Origin of the sequence: Sinorhizobium americanum, from assembly GCF_001651855.1 — a bacterium.
GTDB classification, from domain to species: Bacteria; Pseudomonadota; Alphaproteobacteria; order Rhizobiales; family Rhizobiaceae; genus Sinorhizobium; species Sinorhizobium americanum.
This window is the reverse complement of the sequence record NZ_LNQC01000050.1, coordinates 40,137-66,007: the sequence shown is the minus strand read 5'-3', so window position 1 is coordinate 66,007 and position 25,871 is coordinate 40,137. Positions and strand designations below refer to the sequence as shown.

22 protein-coding genes and 1 pseudogene are annotated in these 25,871 nt (G+C 60.9%); 13 read left to right on the top strand and 10 right to left on the bottom strand.

All coding sequences use genetic code 11. From position 1 onward, the window contains the following. Positions 1-7 precede the first annotated feature (7 nt). From ATC00_RS13165 to ATC00_RS13145, 5 genes are read right to left on the bottom strand one after another with little or no spacing between them, the layout of a single operon-like run. Complete coding sequence (locus tag ATC00_RS13165; protein WP_064253129.1) at positions 8-373, bottom strand: response regulator; 366 nt, start codon at positions 371-373, stop codon at positions 8-10. After that, positions 370-3,039: an ATP-binding protein gene (locus tag ATC00_RS13160; protein ID WP_161951906.1), complete on the bottom strand. Its 2,670-nt coding sequence runs from the start codon at positions 3,037-3,039 to the stop codon at positions 370-372. The genes ATC00_RS13165 and ATC00_RS13160 overlap by 4 nt, the downstream gene beginning before the upstream one ends. Continuing rightward, on the bottom strand, positions 2,969-3,553 hold the full coding sequence (locus tag ATC00_RS31015; RefSeq protein WP_072642859.1) for an SCO family protein: 585 nt from the start codon (positions 3,551-3,553) through the stop codon (positions 2,969-2,971). The genes ATC00_RS13160 and ATC00_RS31015 overlap by 71 nt, the downstream gene beginning before the upstream one ends. Continuing rightward, positions 3,550-4,566, bottom strand: a complete 1,017-nt coding sequence (locus ATC00_RS13150) for an ABC transporter substrate-binding protein (RefSeq protein WP_064253126.1) — start codon at positions 4,564-4,566, stop codon at positions 3,550-3,552. The genes ATC00_RS31015 and ATC00_RS13150 overlap by 4 nt, the downstream gene beginning before the upstream one ends. A 44-nt stretch (positions 4,567-4,610) precedes the next feature. Then, complete coding sequence (locus ATC00_RS13145) at positions 4,611-5,618, bottom strand: ABC transporter substrate-binding protein (RefSeq protein WP_064253125.1); 1,008 nt, start codon at positions 5,616-5,618, stop codon at positions 4,611-4,613. Between the two features lie 684 nt (positions 5,619-6,302). Between ATC00_RS13145 and ATC00_RS13140 the strand changes: the two genes are divergently transcribed. Continuing rightward, positions 6,303-7,322 carry an ABC transporter substrate-binding protein gene (locus ATC00_RS13140; RefSeq protein WP_064253124.1) on the top strand — a complete coding sequence of 340 codons (1,020 nt, stop codon included), beginning with the start codon at positions 6,303-6,305 and terminating at the stop codon, positions 7,320-7,322. Between the two features lie 395 nt (positions 7,323-7,717). Here the strand turns inward: ATC00_RS13140 and ATC00_RS33410 are convergent. Further along, positions 7,718-8,185: pseudogene (locus ATC00_RS33410) on the bottom strand (type IV secretory system conjugative DNA transfer family protein); the annotation flags it as partial. A gap of 275 nt (positions 8,186-8,460) precedes the next feature. Here ATC00_RS33410 and ATC00_RS13130 point away from each other — a divergent pair. After that, complete coding sequence (locus ATC00_RS13130; protein ID WP_064253123.1) at positions 8,461-9,576, top strand: IS110 family RNA-guided transposase; 1,116 nt, start codon at positions 8,461-8,463, stop codon at positions 9,574-9,576. A gap of 354 nt (positions 9,577-9,930) precedes the next feature. Here ATC00_RS13130 and ATC00_RS13125 read toward each other — a convergent pair whose 3' ends face one another. Continuing rightward, positions 9,931-11,037: a LysR family transcriptional regulator gene (locus ATC00_RS13125; protein ID WP_234782291.1), complete on the bottom strand. Its 1,107-nt coding sequence runs from the start codon at positions 11,035-11,037 to the stop codon at positions 9,931-9,933. On the opposite strand from ATC00_RS13125, the gene ATC00_RS13120 reads away from it, so the two are divergent. After that, entirely contained in the window at positions 11,036-11,956 is a 921-nt protein-coding gene (locus tag ATC00_RS13120) for an alpha/beta hydrolase (protein WP_064253121.1), read from the top strand. The two genes, ATC00_RS13125 and ATC00_RS13120, sit on opposite strands and share 2 nt — an antisense overlap. A 241-nt stretch (positions 11,957-12,197) precedes the next feature. Here the strand turns inward: ATC00_RS13120 and tnpB are convergent, their stop codons facing one another. Further along, positions 12,198-12,305, bottom strand: a complete 108-nt coding sequence (gene tnpB, locus ATC00_RS34035; protein ID WP_412458387.1) for an IS66 family insertion sequence element accessory protein TnpB — start codon at positions 12,303-12,305, stop codon at positions 12,198-12,200. A gap of 1,141 nt (positions 12,306-13,446) precedes the next feature. Here tnpB and ATC00_RS13110 point away from each other — a divergent pair. The 10 genes from ATC00_RS13110 to ATC00_RS13065 all read left to right on the top strand — a co-directional run bounded on the left by ATC00_RS13110 (position 13,447) and on the right by ATC00_RS13065 (position 23,192). Then, positions 13,447-14,340 carry a LysR family transcriptional regulator gene (locus tag ATC00_RS13110; protein ID WP_064253120.1) on the top strand — a complete coding sequence of 298 codons (894 nt, stop codon included), beginning with the start codon at positions 13,447-13,449 and terminating at the stop codon, positions 14,338-14,340. A 118-nt stretch (positions 14,341-14,458) separates the two neighbouring features. Further along, complete coding sequence (locus ATC00_RS13105) at positions 14,459-15,598, top strand: ABC transporter substrate-binding protein (RefSeq protein WP_037421275.1); 1,140 nt, start codon at positions 14,459-14,461, stop codon at positions 15,596-15,598. Between the two features lie 58 nt (positions 15,599-15,656). Next, positions 15,657-16,535 carry a branched-chain amino acid ABC transporter permease gene (locus ATC00_RS13100; protein WP_064253119.1) on the top strand — a complete coding sequence of 293 codons (879 nt, stop codon included), beginning with the start codon at positions 15,657-15,659 and terminating at the stop codon, positions 16,533-16,535. Then, positions 16,532-17,503 carry a branched-chain amino acid ABC transporter permease gene (locus ATC00_RS13095; protein ID WP_064253118.1) on the top strand — a complete coding sequence of 324 codons (972 nt, stop codon included), beginning with the start codon at positions 16,532-16,534 and terminating at the stop codon, positions 17,501-17,503. The genes ATC00_RS13100 and ATC00_RS13095 overlap by 4 nt, the downstream gene beginning before the upstream one ends. Next, positions 17,500-18,243, top strand: a complete 744-nt coding sequence (locus tag ATC00_RS13090; RefSeq protein ID WP_064253117.1) for an ABC transporter ATP-binding protein — start codon at positions 17,500-17,502, stop codon at positions 18,241-18,243. The genes ATC00_RS13095 and ATC00_RS13090 overlap by 4 nt, the downstream gene beginning before the upstream one ends. 3 nt (positions 18,244-18,246) lie before the next feature. Further along, the gene (locus ATC00_RS13085) at positions 18,247-18,966 is read left to right on the top strand and encodes an ABC transporter ATP-binding protein (protein WP_064253116.1); all 720 of its coding nucleotides are present in this window, start codon (positions 18,247-18,249) and stop codon (positions 18,964-18,966) included. Continuing rightward, entirely contained in the window at positions 18,967-19,800 is an 834-nt protein-coding gene (locus ATC00_RS13080) for a shikimate dehydrogenase family protein (RefSeq protein WP_064253115.1), read from the top strand. Further along, entirely contained in the window at positions 19,797-21,692 is a 1,896-nt protein-coding gene (locus tag ATC00_RS13075; RefSeq protein ID WP_064253114.1) for a bifunctional sugar phosphate isomerase/epimerase/4-hydroxyphenylpyruvate dioxygenase family protein, read from the top strand. The genes ATC00_RS13080 and ATC00_RS13075 overlap by 4 nt, the downstream gene beginning before the upstream one ends. A 128-nt stretch (positions 21,693-21,820) precedes the next feature. Continuing rightward, a complete protein-coding gene (locus tag ATC00_RS13070; protein ID WP_161951905.1) occupies positions 21,821-22,612 on the top strand; it encodes a class I SAM-dependent methyltransferase in 792 nt (263 codons plus the stop codon). A gap of 40 nt (positions 22,613-22,652) precedes the next feature. After that, the gene (locus ATC00_RS13065; RefSeq protein ID WP_064253112.1) at positions 22,653-23,192 is read left to right on the top strand and encodes a GNAT family N-acetyltransferase; all 540 of its coding nucleotides are present in this window, start codon (positions 22,653-22,655) and stop codon (positions 23,190-23,192) included. A gap of 99 nt (positions 23,193-23,291) precedes the next feature. Here ATC00_RS13065 and ATC00_RS13060 read toward each other — a convergent pair whose 3' ends face one another. Next, entirely contained in the window at positions 23,292-24,665 is a 1,374-nt protein-coding gene (locus ATC00_RS13060; RefSeq protein WP_064253111.1) for an IS1182 family transposase, read from the bottom strand. 330 nt (positions 24,666-24,995) lie between these two features. Then, positions 24,996-25,550 carry a hypothetical protein gene (locus ATC00_RS13055; RefSeq protein ID WP_064253110.1) on the bottom strand — a complete coding sequence of 185 codons (555 nt, stop codon included), beginning with the start codon at positions 25,548-25,550 and terminating at the stop codon, positions 24,996-24,998. Positions 25,551-25,871: the final 321 nt, after the last annotated feature.

Below are 25,871 nucleotides of genomic sequence, written 5' to 3'. Positions count from 1 at the left end.
GCCTCCCTCAAGACAGAAATTCCTGGATTTTCGCCAGCAGTTGGCGCGGACTGAACGGCTTGGCGACATAGCCGTCGCATCCTGCAGCAAGGGCCTTCGCCTCGTCCCCCGACAACGCATAGGAGGTGACGGCGATGATCGGAATGTGCCGGAGCGCCGCGTCGGACTTGATCTGACGCGTCGCTTCATACCCGTCCATCACGGGCAGCTGGATGTCCATTAGAATCAAGTCCGGCTTCTGCGCCGCCGCAGCGGTCACGCCGGCGGCCCCATCCGCAGCCTCTATCAGCTCGTATTCGGTGGTAGCGATGAGGTCGCGTACGATCTGGCGGTTGTCTTCAGTGTCTTCCACCAACAGGATTCTTTTGCTCATGGCGCTTCAAAGTTCTCCTCTGCATTGATTGGTATCGTCACGCGGAACGTCGCCCCGGAACCGGGCACCGACTCCACGGTTATCGTTCCGCCGTGCATTTCGACAAAGCGTCTCGAGATTGCCAGACCGAGACCCGTGCCCCCTTTCTGCTTGGTGCTGCTGTTGTCGACCTGCTGGAATTCCTCGAAGATGAGCCCCTGGTCTTTAGGCGCGATGCCCGGACCGGTGTCCCGCACGGCGATCTCGAAGTGGCCATCGTCTGCGCTGGCCAGAATGTCGACGGAACCCGCCTCGGTGAACTTGACAGCGTTACCGGCAATATTGAGCAGGACCTGGGTCAGGCGGCGCTCGTCGCCGCGGCCGGTCGGAAGGTCGTTGGCAACTGTCGTAGTGAACGCCAGGCCCTTTTCCCGCGCCAGCGGCTCGACCGCGGCGGCGGTAGTTCGAACAATCTGCCCAAGGGAATAATCGTCAAACGTCAGTGTGAGCTGGCCGGCTTCGATCTTTGAAAGATCGAGCACGTCGTTGATGAGCCCCAGGAGGTGACGACCGTTGGCCTGCACCCGCGCCACCGTCGCTTTTGCCCTGTCCGGAAGCTCACCGTAAATGCCGTCGACCAGCAGTTCGGCGAAGCCCAGAACCGAATTAAGCGGAGTCCTCAGCTCGTGGCTCATATTCGCGAGGAACTGAGACTTGTGGCGGCTAGCGGCCTCCAGCTCCCGGCCTTTTTCCTCTATTTCGCGGAACAGCTTGGCGTTTTGAATGGCCAGCACCGACTGTGCGGCAAAGGTTTCCATAAGGTGGACGACCCGCTCGTCGAATTCGCCGGGATTGCGGCTCCTGACGACGAGTGCGCCGACAATTTTGTTCGGCCTGAGCAATGGAACAATCAACACGCCGCGATATCCCGCGTCGCGGATAATTCTTTGAACGGGAGTCGGCGTTCCTTCACCGAGTTCGGGCACCTGCACAGGTGCGCGCCGCCGTGCGGCGTCACCGATGCCTGGATCATTCAGGCCGATGCGCTGCCCAAAAATGGCGGCAACGAGCTCGTCGCTCATCCCACAGGTTGCACGCGGGCGGAATTGCTGCGTCGTGCTGCTGAACACATAGATGGTACCCGCATCCGTGTCCGACAGTTGCACGGCCTTTGCCACGATCGTCTGCAGCACGGTGTCGAGATCAAGCGTCGAATTGACCGCCTTACTCACCTCCCCGAGTGCCTCCAATTCGGCAACGGAGCGCGCGAGTTCGGCGGTCCGGGCCTGGACCTCTTGGAACAGACGCACATTCTCGATCGCGATCACCGCCTGGTCAGCGAAGGTGGTGAGCAGTTCAATTTGCTTGCGGTCGAATGGCCGAATCTCGACTCGCCGGATTATCAGACTTCCGATGGCTTCGTCTTCCCGCAGGAGCGGGGCAGCAAGGGTCGTCCGATGGCCAAGCCGCATGGCCATTTGCCGGCCCGCGGGGAAATCGTCGCCTGCGGCGCTGAGATCGCTTACATGCACGGACTTCCGGTCTACAAAGGCGCGACCGGCAACCCAGTCACGGCTGATCGGCCATTTCACGAAATCAATCGGGATCGGGCCGTGATGCGCTCTGATTGTCAGCGACTCACCGTCTTGCAGGAGTATGGCCGCGTCGTAAGCGTCGCAGAGCTTTGCCGCGCTCTCGGCAACGGCATTCAGGACGGGTCGAATGTCGGTGGGGGAAGCGGCGATCGTGCGCAGGATCGCGCTCGTCGCCATCTGCTGCTCAAGTGTTTCGGTCAGCTCCCGGTTGCGGGTCTCGATTTCCCGATACAGCCGTCCGAGTTGCGCTGAGGTCTGGTTGACATTGTCGGCAAGCGCTCCAAGCTCGTCCCGGTTGCCAACCGCAACCTGTTGGGCAAAGTCGCCGGCAGCTATCTGACGCAGACGCAACTCGATCTTCTTGACGGGGTCGACCAGCGACCAGGAGATGCCGTAGCCGAGACCCAGTGCTAGCAGAATGCTACCCACAGCAAAGGACACTACGACCAGTCGCGAGGTATCGTAGGCTCCCTCCGTCACCTCGATTGCCGTCACCATGTCGGCTTCTGCCATGTTGACCAGCTGATTTGTCAGCCGTTCGAGCCGGTCGGCCGACGGCATGATCTCATTGAGTTGAACGTTGCGTGCTTCCTCTGTCTGACCGGCGCGGATGAATTCCGCGACGCGCGTCACGCCGGCCGCAAACCGATCATACTCGAGCCGCACCTGACCGAGCACTTCCACCTCGCTTATGGCGACGAACTCCATGCGGTCGAGATCGTAACCGAACTGGTTGAGTTGGCGTAGCGCCGCATCCAGCATCCTCTCATCCTGCAGCAAAAGTGCCGTCGAGATGCCGTAGAGCTGGTTGGTCGTGTCGTGCTGGACCTGGCGATAGGCTGCGATCCTGCGCTGCAGCTTGATCAGTTCGGTTGTCTGATCGTTGATCCCGCTCAACACCTGCAACCCGACCGCCCCAAGCACGATCAGCATTGCGACAATCGACAGGAACGCGATCAACAGCTTGGTCTGAACGCGCACCGGCAGACGCGCAACCCAACCAATCAGCCGGGTCGCAACATTACCGGGGTTCATCCACGAGTCTGAGAAGATCACTCCGGAACTCCTCCAGATCGAAGCCAGCGCCGACATACTGCACGCGCAGGCTGCCATTGCGGTCCACGAGCGACGTCAGCAGAATGTGGTCGACGTCGCCTTTCGCTGTCTTCTTCGAGATGACGCCGTACCTCCGTCCGACCTCGTGGACGACTGCCGGATCGCCGGTAAGAAACAACCACCCCTTGACATCGGCGGCGAAATTCCGCGCGTATTGCTTCAGCACGTCGGGCGTATCTCGCTCCGGATCGACGGTGATCGAAACGAAGCTGATCTGCGGCCCGAACACAGGGCCCAGCGCGTCCTTCACACGCGCCATGTTGTCGGTCAGCATCGGGCAGATGTCGGTACAGGATGCAAAAATGAACGCTACGGCGACTACTTTGCCGCGAAGATCGCGAAGTGACACAGGTACACCGTCCTGCGACGTCAGGGTAAAGTCTGGCGCCGCTCCAATAGTCGGCAAGCGCTGGTCTTGCGATGCATCATGCGCCTGCGCGGGCCCAGCTAGCAGCACCAACAGCAAAACCAGTGCCGGCCACCTCCTCATGTCTTTAACTCACGCCTTAGTTCGTTGACGAAGCGCCAATCCGTACCGTTGGCGATGATTTCTTTGGGACTCGACCTGATCATCCCCGTCTCCTGCATGCGCAGCGCGTAGAAGCGCAGAGAGGCTTCAGCGTCATAGTCGTGCCATCTATCGTAGCGGATGTCGTTCAGAGTCTGCAGCGCGATTTCGTAGCTGGGGACGAAACCTCGGTCGACCAACTGCCGTGCAACCAATGCAGGATCCGAAGCACAAAGGTCGGCTGATTTGAAGATTGCCCGTAGGACACGCTTGGTCGCTACCGGGTATCTGTTCACATAATCCTCGGTGACGGAAATCATGCAGCAGAAATGCTGCGACCACGGTGGGTCAATGGTCGAGTTGAGGATCGTATGGCCGATTTTCTTGGGGCGCAGCACTTGCACAACGGGTGGCTGGCCGAGGAATGCGTCGAATTTTCCTTCGACGAAGCTGTTCGCCATCGTCTCATCGTTCGGCACGATGATCCAATCGATATCGTTGACCGGATCGAGTCCGACATAGCCGGCCATCAGAGCGACGAACACATACCCCGCCGAGTCGAGGTCAAACACGCCCACCCGTTTGCCTCGCAGATCCTTGATGCTGTCGACGCTGTCGTTGGCGATCAGTTCGAGGCATCCGGAATGCAGACCGCCAAGCACCTTGATCGGTATGCCGGCCTCGATCGACGAGACATGAACAGGCGCGTAGTTCACACTGAAATCCGTTTCGCCGTGGGCAATCCACACCGACTGATCGACCTTGGGGTCGCCTTGCACGTATCGCACATCGGTGAAGCCCTCGGCGCGCAGCAGCTCTCCTGCGAGGTACAAGCCCGCCCAGCAGTAGGCGCCACCGATCCACCGCGGCAAGCGAACAGAAGTTGTCTCCGGCCCCGGCTCGGCCAAGGCCTGTTCCGTGGTGCCGAGAAAGCCAAAGACGCCAGCTGCCGCTGCGCTGGTCAAGAAAGAGCGGCGGTTCTGGATGATCTGCATTGGGACCCCTCCTTCCCCTTCGAAAGAGCGTGCCGGCCACCCGCTTACGTCTTCAGCTCGCGTTTCACCTCGTTGAGGAAGCGCCAATCGGTACCGTCGGCGATGATTTCTTGCGGGCTCGACTTGATCATGCCCGACTCATGCAGCCGCAGGGCGTAAAACCGAATCGTGTCCTCGGGATCGTATTCGCGCCATTTGCCGTAAGGCACCTCGCTCATCGTCTGCAGGGCATAATCGTAGTTAGCTGTGAACCCGCCATCGACGATCTGCCGCGCGACGCGCTGCGGCTCGGCAACGCATAGGTCTGCCGCCCTGAGAATGGCGCGCAACACGCGCTTGGTGGCTACAGGGTTGTTCCGAACGAAATCCGCATTGCCGGCCAGCATGCAGCAGAAGTACTGCGACCAGGGACGATCGATGGCACTGTTTACGACCACGTGGCCAATGTTGCGGGCGCGCAGTTCCTGGGGTTCGGGTGGAAAACCGAGGAACGCGTCGACTTTCCCTTTGACGAAAAGCTCCATGGGCCGGACCGATGGATTGGTGACCCAGCGGATATCCTTTTGTGGGTCAAGTCCAACATAGGCAGCCATGCTGGTCACGAACACATGCGGCGTTGAACCCAGGCCTTGTACGCCCACAGTTTTGCCCTTCAGATCCGTGATGCCGCGAATGCTTTCGTTTCCGAACAGTTCGAAGCAGCCGGGGTGCACGCCGGCCAGAACAGTGATCGGGTCACCCGCATCGATCGCAAGGGCAAGTGGTGCAGCGAAGTTCAAACTGAAATCCACATCGCCGCGCGCGATCTTCTCGGCCTGGCCGTAGCCTGCTTCCGCCATCACATAGCGGACGCCTGTGAACCCCTCCAGGCGCAGCAACTCCTCGGCGATGTACTGGGGGGCGATGCAGATGCCCCCGATCTTTGCCAGGCGGATAGTGCTGGTTTCCAATGGCGCTTCAGCGGCGAATGATTCCGCTGCGCCGACCCGGCCAGCGACGACCACCGATGTGGCGTTTGCCAAGAAGCGGCGGCGGCTGAGCATGAGGTGCATCGTGCTCTCCTTCCTGGAAAAGCACATCGTTTAGATTACGTCCGCACGTTTTGGCAGCGTTTCTGAACGATCAGCATCGGCCTGCACCAAACTCAGCAGAAAAATTCCAATCAGAGTCGCTCAAGAAATCATCCCAGAGGGCAGAAGCTCCGTGCAAAGTAATTATCAATGCGGAGTGCGCCTTACCAAGAGGAGTGGTTCTCGCACCGGGCACTGAGTTCCACGTAACTATACGCCTTAGATGCGCCGGTATCGAGAGGAAAGCTCTCATTCAGCATCCGGCTCGACTACTACTTGAGCATCTGTTCGCGCCGACTTTGATAGTTCGCTTGAATCCGCCGACCGCCATCATGGCGTCGCGCCGGGGAGACGGCGCAGCTTGCTCAGCTCGTAGCCGCTCGTATGCATGGGCGCCACATCGCGGCTCCTGCGAGCGAATACGCCGCGCGCAGTTCGAGCGATCGCGCCTACCGCTCGCGGGCTACTCGATCGAACGGAGATAGCATTGCTTCGCTTCCGTGCACCGAGCCGCTGGTTCAACCTCGCGTGCCAATCCGTGGCACTATGTGTTATCATCGCCCATCCCGTTAAATCGTATGAGGCTGTACCTGTTCATGCACGGTCGGAGGCGTCCATGGGTACGTTCTCGGTTCACACTGGCCAGCATTTGGAAGGGAGGGAGCCATGCATACCCTATACCCTGGACGGTTCAGCCGCCGGAAGTTTCTGAGTGGGATGACGCTGGCGGGGACTGCGGGGCTCCTGGGCTGGCACCCCGGGCCAGCCGCTGCGGAGCCCCCGCCTGAGACGACGCGGATCCGGCTCGTCCGGATTCCCAGCATCTGTCAGGCCCCCCAGTTTGTAGCCGAAGAACTGCTGCGCAGCGAAGGGTTCACCGAGGTGCACTACCTTCAAAAAGAGGGGACCGCAGACATCGCGCCGGCCCTCGCCTCCGGTGAAGCCGACCTCAATGGGCATTTCGCCGCCCCGCTCCTTCTCCGCCTGGAGGCGGGGGATCCCATCGTCATCCTGGCAGGACTCCACGTCGGCTGCTTTGAGCTGTTCGGGACCGATCGCGTCCAGGCGATCCGCGACCTCAAGGGGAAGACCGTGGCCGTACCAACGCTGGATTCCAGCCGATTCGTCTTTCTCGCCACCATCACGGCTTATGTGGGCCTGGACCTCCACAAGGACATACACTTCGTCACGTATCCGGGACCCGAGTCCATCCGGCTCCTCAGCGAGGGGAAGATCGATGCCTACCTAGGCTTTCCCCCCGAACCGCAGGAGATGCGGGAGCAGCGGATCGGCCATGTGGTGATTAGCAGCATCGTGGACCGGCCCTGGTCGCAATACTTCTGCTGCATGCTGGCTGGGAACCGGGAGTTCGTCCGCACGAATCCGGTGGCCACCAAACGCGCCCTCCGCGCCATCTTGAAAGCGGCGGATTTCTGCGCCAGCGAGCCCGAGCAATCCGCTCAGTTTATGGTGGACCAGGGCTATACTGAGCGCTATGACCACGCCCTCCAGGTCATGAAGGCGCTCCCCTATCAGTGGCGTGAGTATAGCGCTGAGGACACCCTGCGCTTTTACGCCCTGCGCCTCCACGAAGTCGGAATGCTCAAGAGCACACCCCATGAGCTCCTGGCCCATGGCACCGACTGGCGTTTCTTGAACGAACTGAAGAAGGAGTTGAAGGGATAGCAGGGGGAGAGGGGAACGCGGAGGCGAGATGGGGCTGGAGGGGTGGGCCGCCTGGGGCTCATCTTCCGTCATGCCACCCCAGAGTGTGAAGCCTGGCCAAGTATTTGGCCGGCGCCAGAGGTGAGTTTAACGATCCAGGATTGCAGGCGCGGGTCCCTCAAGGAGCTGCGCGGGAAGATGTCGTGGTGGTGGCCTTTATCTTCGCCTCCCGCGCCGACGCCTGTCCACAGCTGACCGCGAAGCTGGTCGGGCTGCAGGCAGCGTAAGTTGGATTCTGCTTTCGTCCGGTTCTGGGACATTCAGCTGCGTCGCAGCGACCTACCGGGACGGGTCATGGGCGTGAATTCGACCGGGGCAGGCGAACTTCCGCTTGGGTTCGGAGCGGTCTCCGCAAGCTATTCGGCCGCAACGCCAACTTCGACGGGATCAGGCACGGTTGCGCTGAAGATGTCCATGATGTTGCGGCGCTTGGTCGGAGACTTGTCGCCAAGCTTCTCAGCTTTCGTCTCGACCACTTCCTTGAGCTGCGCGGCCCTTGGTTTGAGGCCCTCCTCGATGGCCTTTATCCGGGCTTCCATTGCATCAAGGCTTGCACATGCTTCCGCACCAGCCGCTTTTGCAGCAGTCGCCTTGGGCTTCGGGCGCAGCGCCTCTTTATTGGCGGTGCGTTTGGCAGGTGCTGCAGCTTTCGCGTCTGCCGCAGGTTCTGCCTTGACCGGGCCCGCCTCCGCCGCGGCGGCCGTCAAAGGCTTCTCCGTTACTGGCGCCGGCGCGGCAATTTCGACGGAAGGATCTCCCCCCTTGGCATATTCCGGAGTTGTCGCCGGAACGGGTTTCGGTGACAGATAATCGACTTCCGGAACGGGAGCGTGCCGCACTTCGGCGACTCCTCCTCATGAGGATGGGAGGAGCCCAGTGTCACAGGCGTAATCCGGCCCCATCGGGGCGGACCTCGCGCTCACATGACCGTCGAGAGCGCAAGCTCTATGCCTGGCCGGCGCGCTCAAAGCGCGGACCGTCCCCTGACGCACCATAAGTCCGTATGTCCTTCTTCGTGGCTGAGGTGGCTCGCCCTACTCTGGTCTTCCGAGGGTTGCACGGATAGGCCGAGCCGATCCTCACGACAGGAGGACGAGCCGTGGCAGATTATAGAGAAGCTTTTGTCGGAATCGATGTTGCCAAGCTGAAGAACGCGATTGCGATTGCTGAATGTGGCCGGAACGGAGAGATCCGTTATGTCGGCGAGGTTGAGGCATCGGATGCCAGCATGCGCCGCATTATCCAGCGTATAGCCGCAAAGTTTGATCACGTGCATTTCTGCTACGAGGCCGGCCCCACCGGTTACGGCCTCCACCGGCTCATCAAGTCGCTGGGCCATGACTGCATGGTTGTCGCTCCGTCGCTAATCCCGAAAAAGCCTGGTGACCGCGTCAAGACGAACCGTCGAGACGCGCTTGCGCTCGCCCGGCTATTGAGGGCCGGCGAGCTCACGGCAGTCTGGGTTCCCGACGAGGGTCACGAAGCTATGCGAGATCTCGTTCGCGCCCGCTCTGCCGCTGTCGAGACGTTGCGGGTTCATCGGCAACAGGTAAGTGCCTTCATGCTCAAACACGGGCGCGTCTATCCGCGCAAGAAAGGCTGGACGATGCGGTATCTGCACTGGCTGCAAGAGCAGTGGTTCGATCATCCGGCACATCAGATAGCGCTGCAAGAAATGGTCGAGGCAGTTCGCATCTCGAAGGAGCGTGTCGAACGACTGGAGAAAGTGATCGAGGAGTTCGTCCCGAACTGGTCTCTCGGCCCGGTTGTTCGAGCCCTGCAAACGCTGCGCGGGGTCGATCTGATTGTCGCCGTCACCTTCGCCACGGAAGTCGGTGACGTGACCCGCTTTGAAAGCCCACGCCAATTGATGGGCTATCTCGGTCTCGTTCCTGGCGAGCGATCCACGGGGGAGACCGTAAGACGAGGCGCAATAACGAAGGCTGGCAATGGACGAGTCCGACACATGCTTGTTGAGAGTGCGTGGACGTATCGGCATCCACCGAAGCTGGGCGTTAGGAAGCTGTACCACCTGCAGGCAGCCCCGCCGGCAGTCAGAGAGATCGCGTGGAAAGCTCAGAGCAGATTGACGGCTCGATATCGTTTGCTTGCCGTACGGGGAAAACGAACGACAGTAGTTTGCACTGCAATTGCCCGAGAACTGGCCGGCTTCATGTGGGCTGTTGCAAGGGAGGCGCAGGCGATCAGAACATAGGTCACTGCAGCAAACTTGCACCTCGCGCATGGGCGGAGGCGGGACAACGGCAGGGGAATATCCGTCAGCCGCTTTGTGGCCGGCACTGACCGACGCCCGCAGTAAGATAGGAACAGCCCCGGACGCATTATCGGGAATGCGGTATCCAATCCGCGCATCAGAGCTTGATCACCGACGTCCTTGAGTCCCGCCTCCACCCATACGCGATCATCATCATGAACAGCCGTTCGTTTGGACGGTCGGTTCCTCGTGCCCAAAGCATTGACAACGGACATCAGAGCGCTGTTCCCCTTACACCTTGATCAGGTTGCGCCGGAATCCGATTTTGCTTTTTGCTCGGCGAGCTAACTGTGCTCAGAACACAGTGGTTTGAGAGGGGTGATAATGGTGCCAGTAATCTATGAATGCTCGTAATTTTGGTAGTGCTTGTTTTCGGTCCGGAAAGTAGATGAAAAAACCGGGGCTTATAGGCATAAATGCTTCGAGGCACTTCTCGAGGAGACCCTCGCGGATCAGCGGTTCGACAACAACCTCGATATTGTAGGCTAGACCTACCCCTGCCTGCGCCGCCGAGAGGGAAGTTGCAGGTCCATTCACGGTTAGACGCCCTTCCACGTCCATCACGAAGGATCGGGTCCCATTCTCCTTACTGTGCTCTACAAAATCCCAGCGGTAGACCGCGCCTCCGGCGAGGCGAATATTGATACAGGCATGATGCTCAAGCTCTTCCGGCCGCAGAGGTTTCCCGCGATCTGCAAAGTAAGCAGGTGACCCTACAACCACCCTCGGAGAAGCTTGGGTGAGCCGTACGGCCACCATATCCTGTGCGATCATTTCTCCGACCCTGATGCCAGCATCATAGCCTTCTCCGGCGACATCGACAAAACGGTCCTCAAAGACCAGTTCGAGTTCGATGTCCGGGTATGCGTCAGTAAATCCCTTGAGCATGGGCTCGATAAGCGTCTGCGCCACATAGGGTACGCTCAAGCGCAGCAGCCCTCTTGGGTTGTCACTGAGGCGCTGAGCTGCCTCATATGCAGCTTCAACGTAGGCGATGCCCGCTGTAGCCTGCTCCAAAAAGAGTTGTCCCGCTTGGGTAAGCCCGACAGATCGTGTTGTGCGGGTGAAAAGCGGCGCGCCCACACGCGCTTCCAGTTGCTTGACCGTCCAACTGATCGCAGCAGGCGTCACGCCGAGTTCGAGCGCAGCAGCGGTAAAGCTGCGTCGTTCCGCGACACGGGTAAAGACGACTATTCCATCCAGTAGGTCCGCTCGCATTATCAAATCTACCTTAAAAACCCTTTCATATTTTTGCAGATTATCAAACTGGATTCCACCAAATATTATTTGAGCGAATAATGAGGAAGCGCCGACAATGCCCCTAACAACGATTACTCGCCGGAACCTCGGTCTAGCTGTCGGTGCGACCGCCTTCCTTCTCAGCGCAGGAAAAAATACCATGGCACAAACCCTTACCGAGCGAACCCAGCCAGTGCCTGAAAAAGTCAGCTTTAAGAGCGGGGACGGTTTCGTCGTAGCCAATCTTTATCTTCCAGAGGGACATGATCCATCACGCCGCTATCCGGCCGTGGCGGTCGGCGGTTCGCTAACCTCGGTGAAGGAGCAGATGGGCGGAAATTATGCCGGCGAGCTTGCCCGGCGCGGCATCATTGCGCTCGCAATTGACTATCGCAATTACGGCGAGAGTAGCGGTGCGATGCGGCAGTTCGAGGACCAAGCTTCAAAGGCAGAGGACTTGTCGGCTGCCTTGCGGTACCTGAAGAAACGTAGCGACGTCGCCGGGACCGGTATCCTCGGAATTTGCACGTCCGGCGGCACGGCTCTTTACACGGCTGCGAAGGACCCCAATGTGGGCGCGTTAGCCACTGTCGCAGGTTTTTTCTCCGACCCGGAGCTGGTGTCGAAGATGTTCGGCGGCAAAGAGGGTATCGACAGCCGGATCGCGGCAAGTCGAGAGGCGCGTAAGCGCTATGACGACGAAGGGGTAATCCAAACGGTCTTCGCCTATATGCCGAACGACAAAACTGCGGTGAGCTCCGGCCCCAACGAATACTATATGGATCATTCACGCGGCGGGAGCGTTCGTGCCTGGCGCAACGAGTTTGCAGTTATGGCATGGGAGCCCTGGCTCGCGTTTGATCCTTTGGCCCAGGCTCCGCATGTTACGGCACCAGCTCTCGTAGTTCACTCAGATGGCGCAGCGTTCCCTGATCAGGCTCGCAAAATGTATGGCCTTTTGGCGGGTCCAAAAGAATTACATTGGACAGAGGGAAAACACTACGACTTTTACGACCAAGCCGAGACAGTCCGTGCGGCTGCTGATCGGGTTGCGTCGCACTTCCACAATAAGCTGGGTTAAGTCAGAAGCTGTGGAGGCGGTGTGTCAAGGCGAGGCGATCAAGGTTTGGGGTAGCCGAAGGCTTCAATGGCGTCTTTGAATTAGCCCCCGAAAGGCTCGGACATGCTCCCCCACTTAGTTAAGTGGGTAGGAGTAATGTTGGTAATATGACTAGCAGCAATTTTAAGATGGAAGTCCTCTCCGGGCCGGAACGTCGGCGGCGCTGGAGCATGGCAGAGAAGCTGGCGATCATCCACGAGACCTATGAGGCGGACGCGACGGTGAACGGGTCTTTGTGCAACTCGTTCTTGACCAGTGCCGCCAGACCGTCGTGACCTTCGCGAAAGTCTACAGGCTTGGTCGCCACCATTAGCCGAGCATGGTTCGAGGGAAAGATCATGCCGGAACCGCTAAGGCACATGCGACAGCGGCGATCCGACTAGCAGACGCGCCTTCTTCCAGACGTATCGTGACAGCGCCGACGACGATCTCGGGATGGCTGGCTTTTTTAATCGGCGGCTCCGCAACAGGAGGATCAACGATCACTGCTGCGAACTCCACCTATCCACAGGTGCAGGCAGAACCAACTTGCCCTGCCGCGCCATCGACCGTCCCGCACCCGCGTTTTCACACGTCCTCGGTCGATCGCTCCGGTTCAGGGTCACGTCGCAGTGGGTGGACAGCGGCCCTTTGCCTCGCTCATCTGAACGAGCAAGTTGCGCCATGAGCAGACATACCAGACACTCCGCGCGAAGTCTCCGCAGTGCCTTGCCAGAGTCATCGCTGCGAAGGTTCCTCAGCCGCCCCGTCTGCAGCGGCAACCTGTTCGCGCCACTGCTTGACGAGGTCGCGCCTTCGGCCGGGATATCGATCACGGATGGGGTGTTCGAGACCGAGTCTTCGGTCCACCGCCCGCCGCTAGCTCCGCGTTTGACACGGGCTGGACCAGCCTACGAGGCGATGAACATGAGGACTTGCTTACGTGTCTTGAAGTGCGGCGCGAGGCCGCGTGAACGCGACGACGAATACGAGCGTATGCCTGGGGGTGAGGTGGGTGCCCCGCCGAACCAAACGTCCGCGTCGGGCCGAACCGTGCAATTCCTGGTGCGGTTCCCGCCGACCGCTTAGGGTCGACCTTTCCGGTTCCCATCCGTCGGGAAGGGTGGTGAACGGAAATTGGCAGAAAGACAGCCGAATGGCGGAGCCAAAGCTACCGTTCCGGAATCAACTAACACGAGCTCGCCCCGCGCCACAGCCTGGATCGGCGAGCACTTTGCCGAACGTCTCAGTTGGATTGGCATTGCGCCTGAGTGGACACGGGCCAATCAGAAGCGCAATTTTGTGCGCAGGAAGGTGAGAGGCGTCGATGTCCTACGCGGGGTTAGGGTCGCCTGCAATAAGGAGGTTCCCAAGTCAAAAGGGCGCTCGACACCTAGCTGTTCCATCCGCATTCTGCGACACGCTCAGACAGTGAACCGCCAAAAAAACGCTGAGCCGTTCCCGGAGGAAACATGCTGACGCTACGCCAAATAGAAGTGATCCGCGCTATCATGGTCACCGGCACGATCGCCGGCGCGGCGAAACTTCTTGGCGTCGCGGCACCCGGCGTCAGCCGGCTGATGAAGTATACGGAAGACAGCCTTCGGGTCCGCCTCTTCAACCGCAGTCATGGGCGCTATGTGCCGACACCGGAGGCCAGGCACATTTTCGGCTTGCTCGATACCGTCTATCGCCAGGTCGAGGATCTGCAGTTTGCCGTGCAGCGGCTGGAAAAGGGCGACGGGCTGGAACTCAGCGTCGGCTCGGTTCCCAGCATCGCCAATGTGATGGTGCCGCGGGCGATCGCCAAGCTGCGCCAGCAATATCCATCACTTTATGTCGACATCAACATTCTGAAGATCGAGGAGGCGATCGACTATCTGCTCGTCGGCCGCGGCGAGGTGGTGGCGATCAGTTCCTATCTCGAGCACTCGATCATCCATTTCGAACCGCTCGCCACCGGCCGGCTGCTCTGCATCGTTCCGCAGGACAGCGAGCTCGCCGGCAAGGACAGCATCGCGCCGGAAGAAATCGTCCGCCATACTCTGATCGGCATCGATCCGAACGATCCCTACGGACGGGTTATGACCGAGATTTTTCGTCGTCAGAACCTCGCCTATGATATGAAGATCAAGGCGCGTTTCGGCACGACCGTCTGCGCCCTCGTCGCCGCCGAGCTCGGCATTGCCATCATCGACGAGTTCACCGTCGCCGCCGGCCAAGTGCCGGGAATCAAATGCGTGGAAATCGAAGCGGACACGACCTTCCCAACCTTCGTCGCCTATCGGCGCGACGTTCCGCTGTCGATCTTTTCGGAACGCTTCATCGACACGCTGAGAACCGAAATGAACCGCGCCAAAAGATAACATGATGTTATTGACTCTTCATAACTTGATATTTGCCGTTACGTAAGAGATGGGACAGTATCACGCAGCTGGGCGGGGGAGGATCGCCGCCCATGGAAGAACGACATAGGAGGAGAACATGACGAAGAGAGCACTTGCGTCGATCGCAATTGCCGTGGCGCTATCGGCCGGCCTGCCGAACATATCCTGGGCGGACACGATAAAGATCGCCAACGTGATCGAGCTTTCGGGCGCCGGCGCCACCGTGGGAAGCAACTGGCGCGACGCGCTGAAGCTCGCCTTCGAGGAGATCAATGCTGCCGGCGGCATCCTCGGCGAACAGGTCGAGGTGACCGATTACGACACGCAGACCGACCCGACGACCTCGCGCGCCATGGTGCAGAAGGCGATCGACGACGGCGCCTATGTAATCATGGGGCCGATCTATTCCGGCTCGGTCAAGGTCAACATGATGGTCGCCCAGCAGAACGGCGTGCCGCAGCTGACCGGCGCCGAAGCCCCATTCATCACCGACATGGGCAATCCCTACATCTTCCGCACCTCTTTCGGCGCACAGCAGTCGATGCCGAAACTGGTCAAGTACCTCACCGAGGAAATGAAGGTGAAGTCGGTCGCCGTCGCTTGGGTCAATGACGACTTCGGCAAGGGTGGACGCGATTCCTTCGTAGCCGAGCTGGAGAAGAACGGCATCGCCGTCAACGCCGACGTGTCGAGCGAAGTGGGCCAGGCCGATTTCGCAGCCGACGTCATCAAGCTGAAGTCGAGCAATGCGGACGCGATCTTCGCCTATCTGCATGAAGAGGAAAGCGCGCGGCTGCTCAAGGAAATCCGCAAGCAGGGCGTCACCCAGCCGATCTTCGGCGAAACGACGCTGATGAACCAGAAGGTCGTCGACCTTGCCGGCGAAGCGGTCAACGGCGTGCGCGGGCATGTCGGCCTCAGCGCCAATGCGCCGATCCCCGGCATCGAGGAATTCGCCAAGAAGTTCGAGGCGAAGTACAGCTACAAGCCCGACCACAACGCCATCAAGGCCTATATGGGCGCCTATGTGGTGAAATACGTCACCACCAAGAATGGCAAGGTCGACCGCCAGGCCTTCGCGGATGCGCTGCATGGCCTGACCATCACGCCTGCCGACGAACCCGGCATCCTGATGGAGACAAGCTGGGACGACAAGGGCGAGGTCAACCGCGAAAGCTTCCTCGTCGAGGTCAAGGACGGCAAGCAGACCGTCGTGACCACGCTGCCGAAACTCTAAAAACGGTGAGGCTTCCGGCCCGCCGGGCCCGAAGCCCCCTTTCTTGGGGACATCTTCCATGAATACGTTTTTCCAGTTGTTCGTCTCCGGACTGGCAACGGGGTCGATCTATGCGCTCGCGGCGATCGGCTTCACCCTGCTCTGGCAGGCGTCGCAGACGATCAATTTCGCCCAGGGCGAGTTCATCATGCTGCCCGCCTTCTTCGTTCTGGCCGGGACGCAGTTCCTCGGCCTGAGCTTTCCGGTGGCGATGGCGGTCGCGGTGGTGCTTTCGCTGCTGCTGCTCGGCCTCGGCTTCAAGCGCATCATCATCGATCCCTTACTGCCGCACGGCGTCCTGCCGATCGTCATCGCCACGATCGCCCTCGGCATCCTGATGAAGGAAGGCGTCAAGCAGTTCTACACGGCCGAGGCGCTGCCCTTCCCAGCCCTGTTTTCCGACCGCACCCTCAACGTGCTGGGCGCCGCCATCTCGGTACAGGACATCGCCGTTCTGCTGATCGCGCTCGGCGCCGTGGCGCTGCTGCAGCTCTTCCTGAACGGCACGAAGATCGGCCGTTGCATGCAGGCGACGGCGCAGAACCCGAACGTCGCCGAAATCCTCGGCGTGCCGGTTCGGCGGATGATCCTCTACACGTTCCTGATCAATGCCGGCCTCGCCTTTCTCGCCTCCATCCTGATCTCGCCGATCTACCTGGCGAAGTTCTCGAACGGCGAGACGCTCGGCCTGATCGCCTTCATCGCGGCGATCGTCGGCGGCTTCAACCAGATCCGCGGCGCGCTGGCCGGCGGTCTCCTGCTCGGCGTCATCGACAATCTCTCGGCAGCCTACGTTTCCGCGCCGTATCGCTCCGCGGTGCCGCTGATCCTGCTCATCATCATCATTCTCGTGCGGCCGCAGGGCCTGCTCGGAAAGGCGGAAGGACGCACCGTATGAGCAAGCACACTCTCGCTACACTGGTCGCGGGTCTCGCGATCCTGATCCTGCTCCCCTTCACGCAGTCGAATTACGGCGTGTTCGTGCTGTGCTCATGGCTGGTCTATTCGATCTCCGCCATGGGACTCAACCTAACGCTCGGCTATGCCGGCCAGGTGTCGCTCGCCCAGGCCTCCTTCATGGGCATCGGCGCCTATACGACGGCGCTCATGACCATGGCGGGCGTGCCGTGGCCGGCGGCGATGATCGCCGCGATGGTGCTGTGCTTCGTTATCGGATTTCTGCTCGGCTACCCGGCGCTCCGCGTCCAGCATCACTTCCTCGCTTTCATCACGCTCGCCTTCAACGCACTGGTGGTGCTGATGCTGCGCAATGAGGAATGGTTGACCGGCGGCACCTATGGCATCGTCGGCATCCCGCGGCCGGAACTCTTCGGCTTGCAGACGCAGAAGCCGCTCGCCTTCTACTTCTTCGTGCTGGCGCTGTTCGTGCTGATGGCTGTCGCCCTCTACGCCATCATCCGTTCGCCCTGGGGCCGCGCCTTCAAGGCCCTCCGGGAAAACCCGATCCGCGCCAACAGCCTCGGCGTCGACATCCGCAAGACGACGCTGCTCGCCTTCGCCATCGGCTCCTCCTATGGCGGGCTTGCCGGCAGCCTGCTAGCCCAGCTCACCCAGTTCATCGATCCGCATTCCTTCGGCCTAACCATCTCGCTCAAGGTCCTGCTGATGGTCATCGTCGGCGGCGCTGGCTTCTTCTTCGGCCCGATCCTCGGCGCGCTGCTGATCGTTCTGGCGCCGGAATTCCTGCGCTTCACCGAAGGATATTACCTGATGATCTATGCCACGCTGGTCATCGTGCTGATGGTCTTCTGCCCGACCGGCCTGCTCGGCCTCGTCGAGCGTGCCCGCACGGCGCTGAAGCTCAGGCAGAACCCCAACGCCACGACCTGGGAGGCAGGACGATGACGCCGGTCCTTTCCGTACGCAATGTCAGCAAGTCCTTCGGCGGCGTCAAGGCGGTGGACAATGTCTCCTTCGACGTCCACCAGGGCGAGATCCTCGGCCTGATCGGTCCGAACGGCAGCGGCAAGTCGACGCTCTTCAACTGCGTCCTCGGACAGCTGCCGGCCTCGACCGGCACCGTGCTCGTCGACGGCAAGGAGGTCGCGGGCAAGCCCCCCTGCGATCTCAACAAGCTCGGCGTCGGCCGCACCTTCCAGATGCTGCAGGTCTTCCCCGAGATGACCGTGCTCGACAACATCATCCTCGCCGGCCAGGAGCACAAGGGCACGATGCTGTCGCGGCTCTTCGGCAAGCCGGATGCGGGCCTCACCGAAGAGGCCCTGCGGATGATCGACTTCTTCCGGCTCGGGCACCAGACCCACGAGAAGGCGGGATCGCTTTCCTACGGCCAGCAGAAGCTGCTCGACGCAGCCATGGCCTTCATGGCGGGGCCGAAGCTGGTGATGCTCGACGAGCCGGCCGGCGGCGTCAACCTCACCATGCTCGCCGACCTCAAGGAGCGGCTGAAGGCCTTCAACCAGGAACGCGGCGCCACCTTCGTCGTCATCGAACACAACATGGAATTCGTGATGTCGCTCTGCACGCGCATCATCGTTCTGGCGAACGGCAGGATCATTGCCGAAGGCGACCCGGAAACGGTGCGCAACGATCCGACCGTCATCGAAGCCTATCTCGGAGGTTGAGCCATGCTGGAACTCAAGCAGGTCTATGGCGGCTACGGCAAAATGACGATCCTGAACGGCACGTCCTTCAAGATCGACAAGGGGACGATCACCACGGTGATCGGCCCGAACGGGGCAGGCAAGTCGACGGTCTTCAAGGCGATCTTCGGGCTTCTGAAAATCCGCTCGGGGAATGTGCTCCTCAACGGCGAGGACGTCACCTCCCTGCCGCCGGCCAAGATGCTCGGCAAGGGCGTCACCTATGTGCCGCAGGGGCGCAACCTCTTCCCGATGCTCTCGGTGCGCCACAATCTCGAGATCGGCGGCATCTCCTCCGGCGACCAGGCGAAGATCGCCAGGCGCATCGACGAGGTGATGGAGCAGTTCCCGATCCTCAAGGAGAAGGCGAAGGAACAGGCGATCACGCTTTCCGGCGGTCAGCAGAAGCAGCTCGAGATCGCCCGTGCCTTGCTGCTCGATCCGTCGCTGATCCTCATCGACGAACCGTCGATCGGCCTTTCGCCGCAGATGATCAACGAGACCTTCCGCACGCTGATCCGGCTGCGCGACCAGGGCGTGACCATCCTGATGGTCGAGCAGAATGCCAAGCCGGCGCTCGCCATGTCCGACTTCGGCCTGGTGCTCGAACAGGGCCGCAGCCGGATGTACGACAGGGCCGACAAGCTGCTCGCCGATCCCCGTGTCGGCCAGCTCTTCCTCGGCGCCCATCTCGAGGAGGCATGAATGCCGCCCGTCCCGGAGATTACCGGAAAGACCGTCTTCATTCCGCTCATCGGTCACCCCGTCGAGCAGGTGAAGTCGCCGGGACCGGTGAACGCGTGGTTCTCCGACAATGATGTGGGGGCCGTCCTCATCCCGGTGGACATCTTCCCCGAGAAGGTGGCGGCGTTCCTTGATGCCATTCGAGGAACGCCCAATTGCCCCGGCGTTTCGGTGACGATGCCGCACAAGCAGGCGGCCTGCGCCGGCGTCGACGAGCTGACGGAGCGGGCCCGCCGGGCCGGTGCCGTCAACATCATCCGCAGGAGGCCGGACGGCACGCTCCTCGGCGACATGGTCGACGGCGACGCCATGGTTGCGGCGCTTGCCAGGAACGGCGTCACCGTCAAGGGCAAGACCGCACTGGTCGTCGGTGCCGGCGGTGCCGGGACGGCGATCATCTATGCGCTTGCCGAGGCGGGTGCGGCAACGATCATCGTCATCGAACGTGACCAGGCGAAGGCGGACCGCCTGATCGGGCAGTTGCGCCGCGACTATCCTGAGCTTCACGCCCATGACGTTTTGCCCGACGGCATCGATGTCGACATCGCCGTCAATGCATCACCGGCCGGCATGAATCCTGCCGATCCCTATCCCTTTCCGCCGGAGCGGCTGACAAAGGCGGAAATCATCGCCGACGCGGTGACGAAGCCGCCGGTGACACCCTGGCTCGAGGAAGCCCGGCGCCGCGGCATCGCCATCCAGGCCGGCGCCGAGATGACGCTCGCGCAGCTGCCGACGCAGATCGCCTTCTGGGGCCTCGACAAGGGCGATCGCGACGAAGGTGAGCGGCGATGAAGACTTCGATCGCAACGGTTTCGATCAGCGGCGAGTTGCCGGACAAGCTCACGGCGATCGCCGCCGCCGGTTTCGACGGCGTGGAGATCTTCGAAAACGACTTTCTCGCCTTCGACGGCAGCCCCGCGGATGTCGGGCGGATGGTGCGCGACCATGGTCTCGAGATCACGCTGTTCCAGCCGTTCCGCGACTTCGAGGGCATGCCGGAGCCGCACCGCAGCCGCACCTTCGTTCGGGCCGAACGCAAGTTCGACGTCATGCAGCAGCTCGGCACCGATCTCCTGCTCGTCTGCTCGAACGTCTCGCCGATCTCGCTCGGCGGCATCGATCGCGCCGCCGCCGACCTTCGCGAGCTCGGCGAACGCGCCGCGAAACGCGGATTGAAGGTGGGCTTCGAGGCCCTGGCCTGGAGCCGGCACATCCATGACCATCGCGACGCCTGGGAGATCGTCCGCCGCGCCGATCACCCGAATATCGGCCTGATCCTCGACAGCTTCCACACGTTGTCCCGCAAGCTCGAGGTCAATTCGATCCGGTCCATCCCGAAGGAAAAGATCTTCATCGTCCAGCTCGCCGATGCGCCGCTGATCGACATGGACCTGCTCTATTGGAGCCGGCACTTCCGCAACATGCCCGGCGAAGGCGACCTGCCCGTTGCCGAGTTCACCCGGGCGATCGCCGAAACCGGCTACGACGGCTATTTCTCGCTGGAAATCTTCAACGACCAGTTCCGCGGCGGCGCCGCCAAGCCGATCGCTGCAGATGGCCATCGCTCGCTAATCTATCTCGGCGACCAGGTGCGGCGGCATCCGGATGCCGGCTCGCTCACCGTCAAGCCGATGCCGGAGCGCGCACCGGTCCAGCGGGTCGGATTCGTCGAGTTCGCGGCCGCTGACGAGGACGCCGCCGACCTCACCGCCATCCTGAAGACGCTGGGCTTCCGCAAGGCGGCCAGCCACCGCTCGAAGAAAGTCGACCTCTACCAGCAGGGCGACATCCGTATTCTGGTCAATACTGACGACAACGGATTTGCGAGCTCCTCCTATGCCGTTCACGGCAGCTCCGCCTATGCCGTCGCCCTTGTCGTCGACGACGCGCAGCAAGCCATGGAGCGGGCGCTGGCGCTCGATGCCGAGCCCTTCAGCCAGCCGGTCGCCGCGGGCGAGGTCGAGCTGCCGGCGATCCGCGGTGTCGGCGGCGGGCTCCTCTATTTGCTCGATGATAAGAGCGATCTCGGCCGCATTTGGGACATCGACTTCGAGCCGTCCGTCGAGGGTGGCGAGGTGGAAGAGGCCGGGCTCCGCCGCGTCGACCATATCGCCCAGACGGTAGCCTACGAGGAGATGCCGACCTGGCTCCTGTTCTACACCTCGATCTTTGCGGCCGCAAAGACGCCGATGGTCGATATCATCGATCCCGCCGGAGTGGTGCGCAGCCAGGTGGTCGAAAATGCCTCCGGGTCGTTGCGCCTGACGCTCAATGGCGCCGAGAACCGCCGGACGCTCGCCGGCCACTTCATCGCCGAGACCTTCGGCTCCGGCATCCAGCATCTCGCCTTCCACACGGACGACATTTTCGCAACCGCGGCCGCGCTCCGCCGCAACGGCTTCCGCCCGCTGCAGATCTCGCCCAACTACTACGACGACGTCGAAGCACGCTTCGGCCTCGAACCGGCTTTGACGGAGCGCCTGAGAGCCGCGAACATCCTGTACGACCGCGACGAACACGGCGAATTCTTCCAGCTATACAGCCCCACCTACGGCGAAGGCTTCTTCTTCGAGATCATCGAGCGGCGTGGCTATCGCGGCTATGGCGCCGCCAACGCCATCTTCCGCATCGCCGCGCTGAAGAAGCACTTGCGGCCGGAAGGGCTGCCAAAAATTAATGGTTAACAATCGAGAAATAGAGGGACTCAATTGCCTTGATTATCCGACGAGATCGGTCTTCCCCTCTTTACACGCTGCGCGGCGCGCTTCAGATTGTTTGGACAACCTCAGACTGCACCCGAGGACTGCGCATGATGACCGATCCGAATGCGTATTATGCCGGGGGCCTCGGTGTCGAGCTTTACGACCTGTTTACAGGAGGGGGACTGCTCACCGGCGACGTCGAATTCTACCTGGATTCGGCGCGACGCTCTGGCGGCCCGATCCTTGAGCTCGGGACCGGAACCGGGCGCGTATTGATCCCGTTGGCGGATGCAGGCCATGAGGTTGTGGGAATGGACCTTTCCCGTCTCATGCTGGATCGAGCCGCTGCAAAGCTCCGCAACCGGCCTGAGCTGACCAGTCGTGCCCGCCTCGTCGAAGGTGACATGACGAGCTTCGACTTGGAACAACGGTTTGCGCTCGCCCTCGTGCCGGCGCGAAGCTACCAGCACGTGGTCACGCCGGAAGGGCAACGGCTGGCGCTGAATTGCATTCGGCGCCACCTCATTCCCGGCGGCCATCTGATCCTGGACCTCTTCGATCCGAACTTCGAATTGCTGTTTGGAAACGGTAGCAAGGCTCCGCCGCGCGAGGCGCAGCATCCCCGCTCAGGCCATCTGATCCGCAGGACGGTCGTGGCCCGACACACCGACCCCTATCAGCAGACGGTCCATGAAGTCCTTCGTTTCGAGGAATTCGATGGAGCGGGAAATGTCGTGGGCTCCGAAGAAACGTCGTGGTCGCTGCGCTGGAACCTGCGGCAGGAAACGGCCTACTTGCTCGAACTCACCGGTTTCGAGGTGATCGATCTTTATTCCGATTTCAGCGGATCACCGCCTGATTACGGCCGGGAACAGCTTTGGGTTGCGCGCGCCAGACAATGACGCTCAGCGACGCAGAGCCGTTCAACATTGAAGCTTGCAAATGAAAGCCAATCTTCCCGAACTCCGAAGCGCCCGTCTCATCCTCCGCAGTCCCATCCGCGAAGATGTGGACGTGCGCCTTGCGCTCGGGCGGCACAAGGAAATCGTCGAGGCATATGGCGGCACCTTCGACCCTGAGGTGCCCTTTACGAGGGAGCACGCGGAAGCCGCCATTCGCCTCATCGAGGAGCAGGAATATGCATGGATTATCGATGCTGGCCGCTTCATCGGTCATGTCCGCTTTCACAGTATGGACAGGCACGACAAGCGCGCCGCCCTCGCTATCGGCATCGATGACCCCACATATCTTGGCAGGGGATATGGGACAGAAGCGATCAGGCTCGCTCTGGCTTATGCATTCTCAACCGGTCTACACCGGGTTTCGCTACGGGTGCTGGCTAGCAACACCCGCGCGATCGCCTGCTATCGTAAGTGCGGATTCCTCGAGGAAGGGCGAGAGCGGGAATCAGCCTTCATCAACGGCAGATGGGCAGACGACATAATCATGGGGATGCTGGACAGAGAATTCTGTCCGTCCTGAGTGGCCGTGATGGGTGGATAGTGTTGAAGAAGTCAGCTTTTAGCCGGAAAGGTAGCTCGCTCAGGGCGTCGCAATTGAGGTCGACGTGACCTCCTCGCCCTAACTGGCCGGGATCACCGTCCGCCGGCTGCAGATCTTGGCCAATTTCCTGAGATTCTGGGCGATGGCGGCGAGGTGGAACTCATCGCGGGCACCGCAGGGGCCGCGTAGTCGCAATCTATCGAGCTTCAGAATGCGTTTGAGGTGCGCGAAGAGCATCTCCACCTTCTTCCGCTGATAGCGTGACGTCTGGTACGCGTCGGTTTTGGCGATGTCGCGAGCCATGTCGCGCGCGCCCTCATAGATTGAGCGCGTTACCTTGCGCGCCGGCGTATTGGGACAGCAGCGGGGCTTAAGTGCGCAGGCGTCGCAATCATGCTTGCTCGCCAGATAACGTAGCGTGTTGTCCTTTCCCACACCGGTCCGCGGTGTTGTGAATCGCCGGCGGTAGTGCTGAAGAAGCTTGCCACCTGGGCAGCGGTAGGTGTCGCTTGAATGGTCGTAGGCGAAGTCCTCCCGCGAGAAGGTGCCGTCCTTGCACTTGGACTTATCGAACACCGGGATATGCGGCTCGATCCCGCGCTCATGCACCAGCCAGTTCAGCATCTCGGCCGAGCCGTAGCCAGTGTCGGCAATCAGCCGTTCCGGCCACAGGCCGAATTCGTCGTGAGTACGTTCGATCATGGTCTTTGCGGCCGTCACCTCGGCCTGACGCACCGCAGTCGAGGGCTCAACGTCCACGATGATGGCGTGCTCCACATCGATGAGATAGTTGGTGCAGTAGGCGTAGACAGCCGGGCCGCCCCAGGAGGCGGTCCAGCGTGCTGCTGGGTCGACCGGCGAGATGAACTTGGGCTCCACCGGCGTGGCGGCTCCGAAGGCGGCATCATCAAGGGTGGCGAGGTACTCGGCCACAGCCCGCTTTGCCGTGGGGTTGAGCTCCTCAGCCGTTTCGATCCCGCGCTGACGATGAGCGTCCGCCACGATCATGCTGGCATCGACGGCAAAGCCCTCGCCGCCGCCGAGGCCTTCTCTCATGCAGCGCCGCACGACGGTCTCAAACAGCTCGCGCAGCAGATCGGCATCGCGGAAGCGGCCATGGCGTGTCTTGGAGAAGGTCGAATGGTCCGGCACATCGCCCTCTAGGCCAAGCCGGCAGAACCACCGACAGGCCAGGTTCAGATGGACTTCCTCGCACAGCCGCCGCTCCGAGCGGATGCCGAAGCAGTAGCCGACAATCAGCATGCGGATCAGCAGTTCAGGGTCGATCGAGGGACGGCCGATCGGGCTGTAGTACGGCGCGAGGTGCTGGCGGACACCGGAAAGGTCAACGAAGCGGTCGATGGCTCTGAGCAGGTGGTCCGCCGGCACGTACCGTTCCAGACTGAAGCCATAGAACAACTCCTCCTGCATCGCACTTTGCTCGCCCATCATCGACTCAATCTCCTTCCGATACGAAGACTGAGTCAGTGCTTCAAGACTGTTTCAAGCCGGACTTTTTCAACACTATCGGTGGATAGCCGAAATTCATTGGAACGGCGCTGAGTGACCGCTATGCGCCACGCATCGGATGCTGGTGCTCGGCCAATGATGGGGACAACGCAGACCGAATTGATCTGGACTGCTCGGTCCCTCCAAGAGCGCGCCACGATCTCACGATGCGGATAAAGGATCTACCGCGCTTCAGCATAGAAGAACCCGGCTTGCGTGCCGGGCTCTTCTTACCTTTTTGGGCCGGTTTGCGATAGAGCATCGAGGTTCCTGTCATTTGATCTCCCACGACGTGTTATGCGGTATGTCCATCGCAGTATAGCCGCCGGGTCCAGCCAGTGCAGGCATCTCCATACACGCAAAGGGCTCACGCCCGGTAATGCCCGCGTACTTGCCGGTGCCCCCGGTGATGATATGGGTGCCACAATCCATTTCCGGCTGCGACTTGTCTAGGTCACGCGTATCAAAGGTCGAAAAGATCTTGTCGCCATCCTTGTCGGCTAACACACAGGCGCCATCAATGAAGTTCTTGTCACCCGAAGCAACGCTTACCGCCGTACAATGTGCTGACATCTTGTCGAGCATTGCTTCTCCCTTCATATTTTCGGTGGTGCCGACGGCCTCCAGCGCGGTGGCCTTACCGACGCCCGGAACGTCAATGCTCATCAGGGGGCGAAAAATGAAGTGCGTCACGTAGGGTGTGGTCCCCTTCTTTTCGATAGGAGCCCCCAGGACGACTTCGGGAGCCAGGGCAACGAGTAATCCGGAGAGAAGCGCACTTTTGACAGGCGTTATCGCTGCCGCGGATGCCGCGATCAAGTTTTTCATTGGTTCCTCCTCGGTGTGAGCGGCGGATTCAAGCCGATGCTCAGCGCCGCCGCAGATTTTTGAGGCAACGTGCTTGCGTAGAGACGTGTGTGGTTCGCCCCGAGCGCTCGTTTTCACCGATCGAGATCACGCTTGCGGCTGTAAGCCGCCCGACTAGCTTCGACAGTGCCTGAGCCGAGACTGCATCTCCGATAGCCGATGCCCCGGAATCCCCACATGCCGTAGGTACGCATGAGCAACTGCCTCCCAACTAGGATATCAGAATTTGGCATGGCGAGCCACGTTCGGCTGATCTGCTGCAAATAGAAGCTGCTTTCCTGC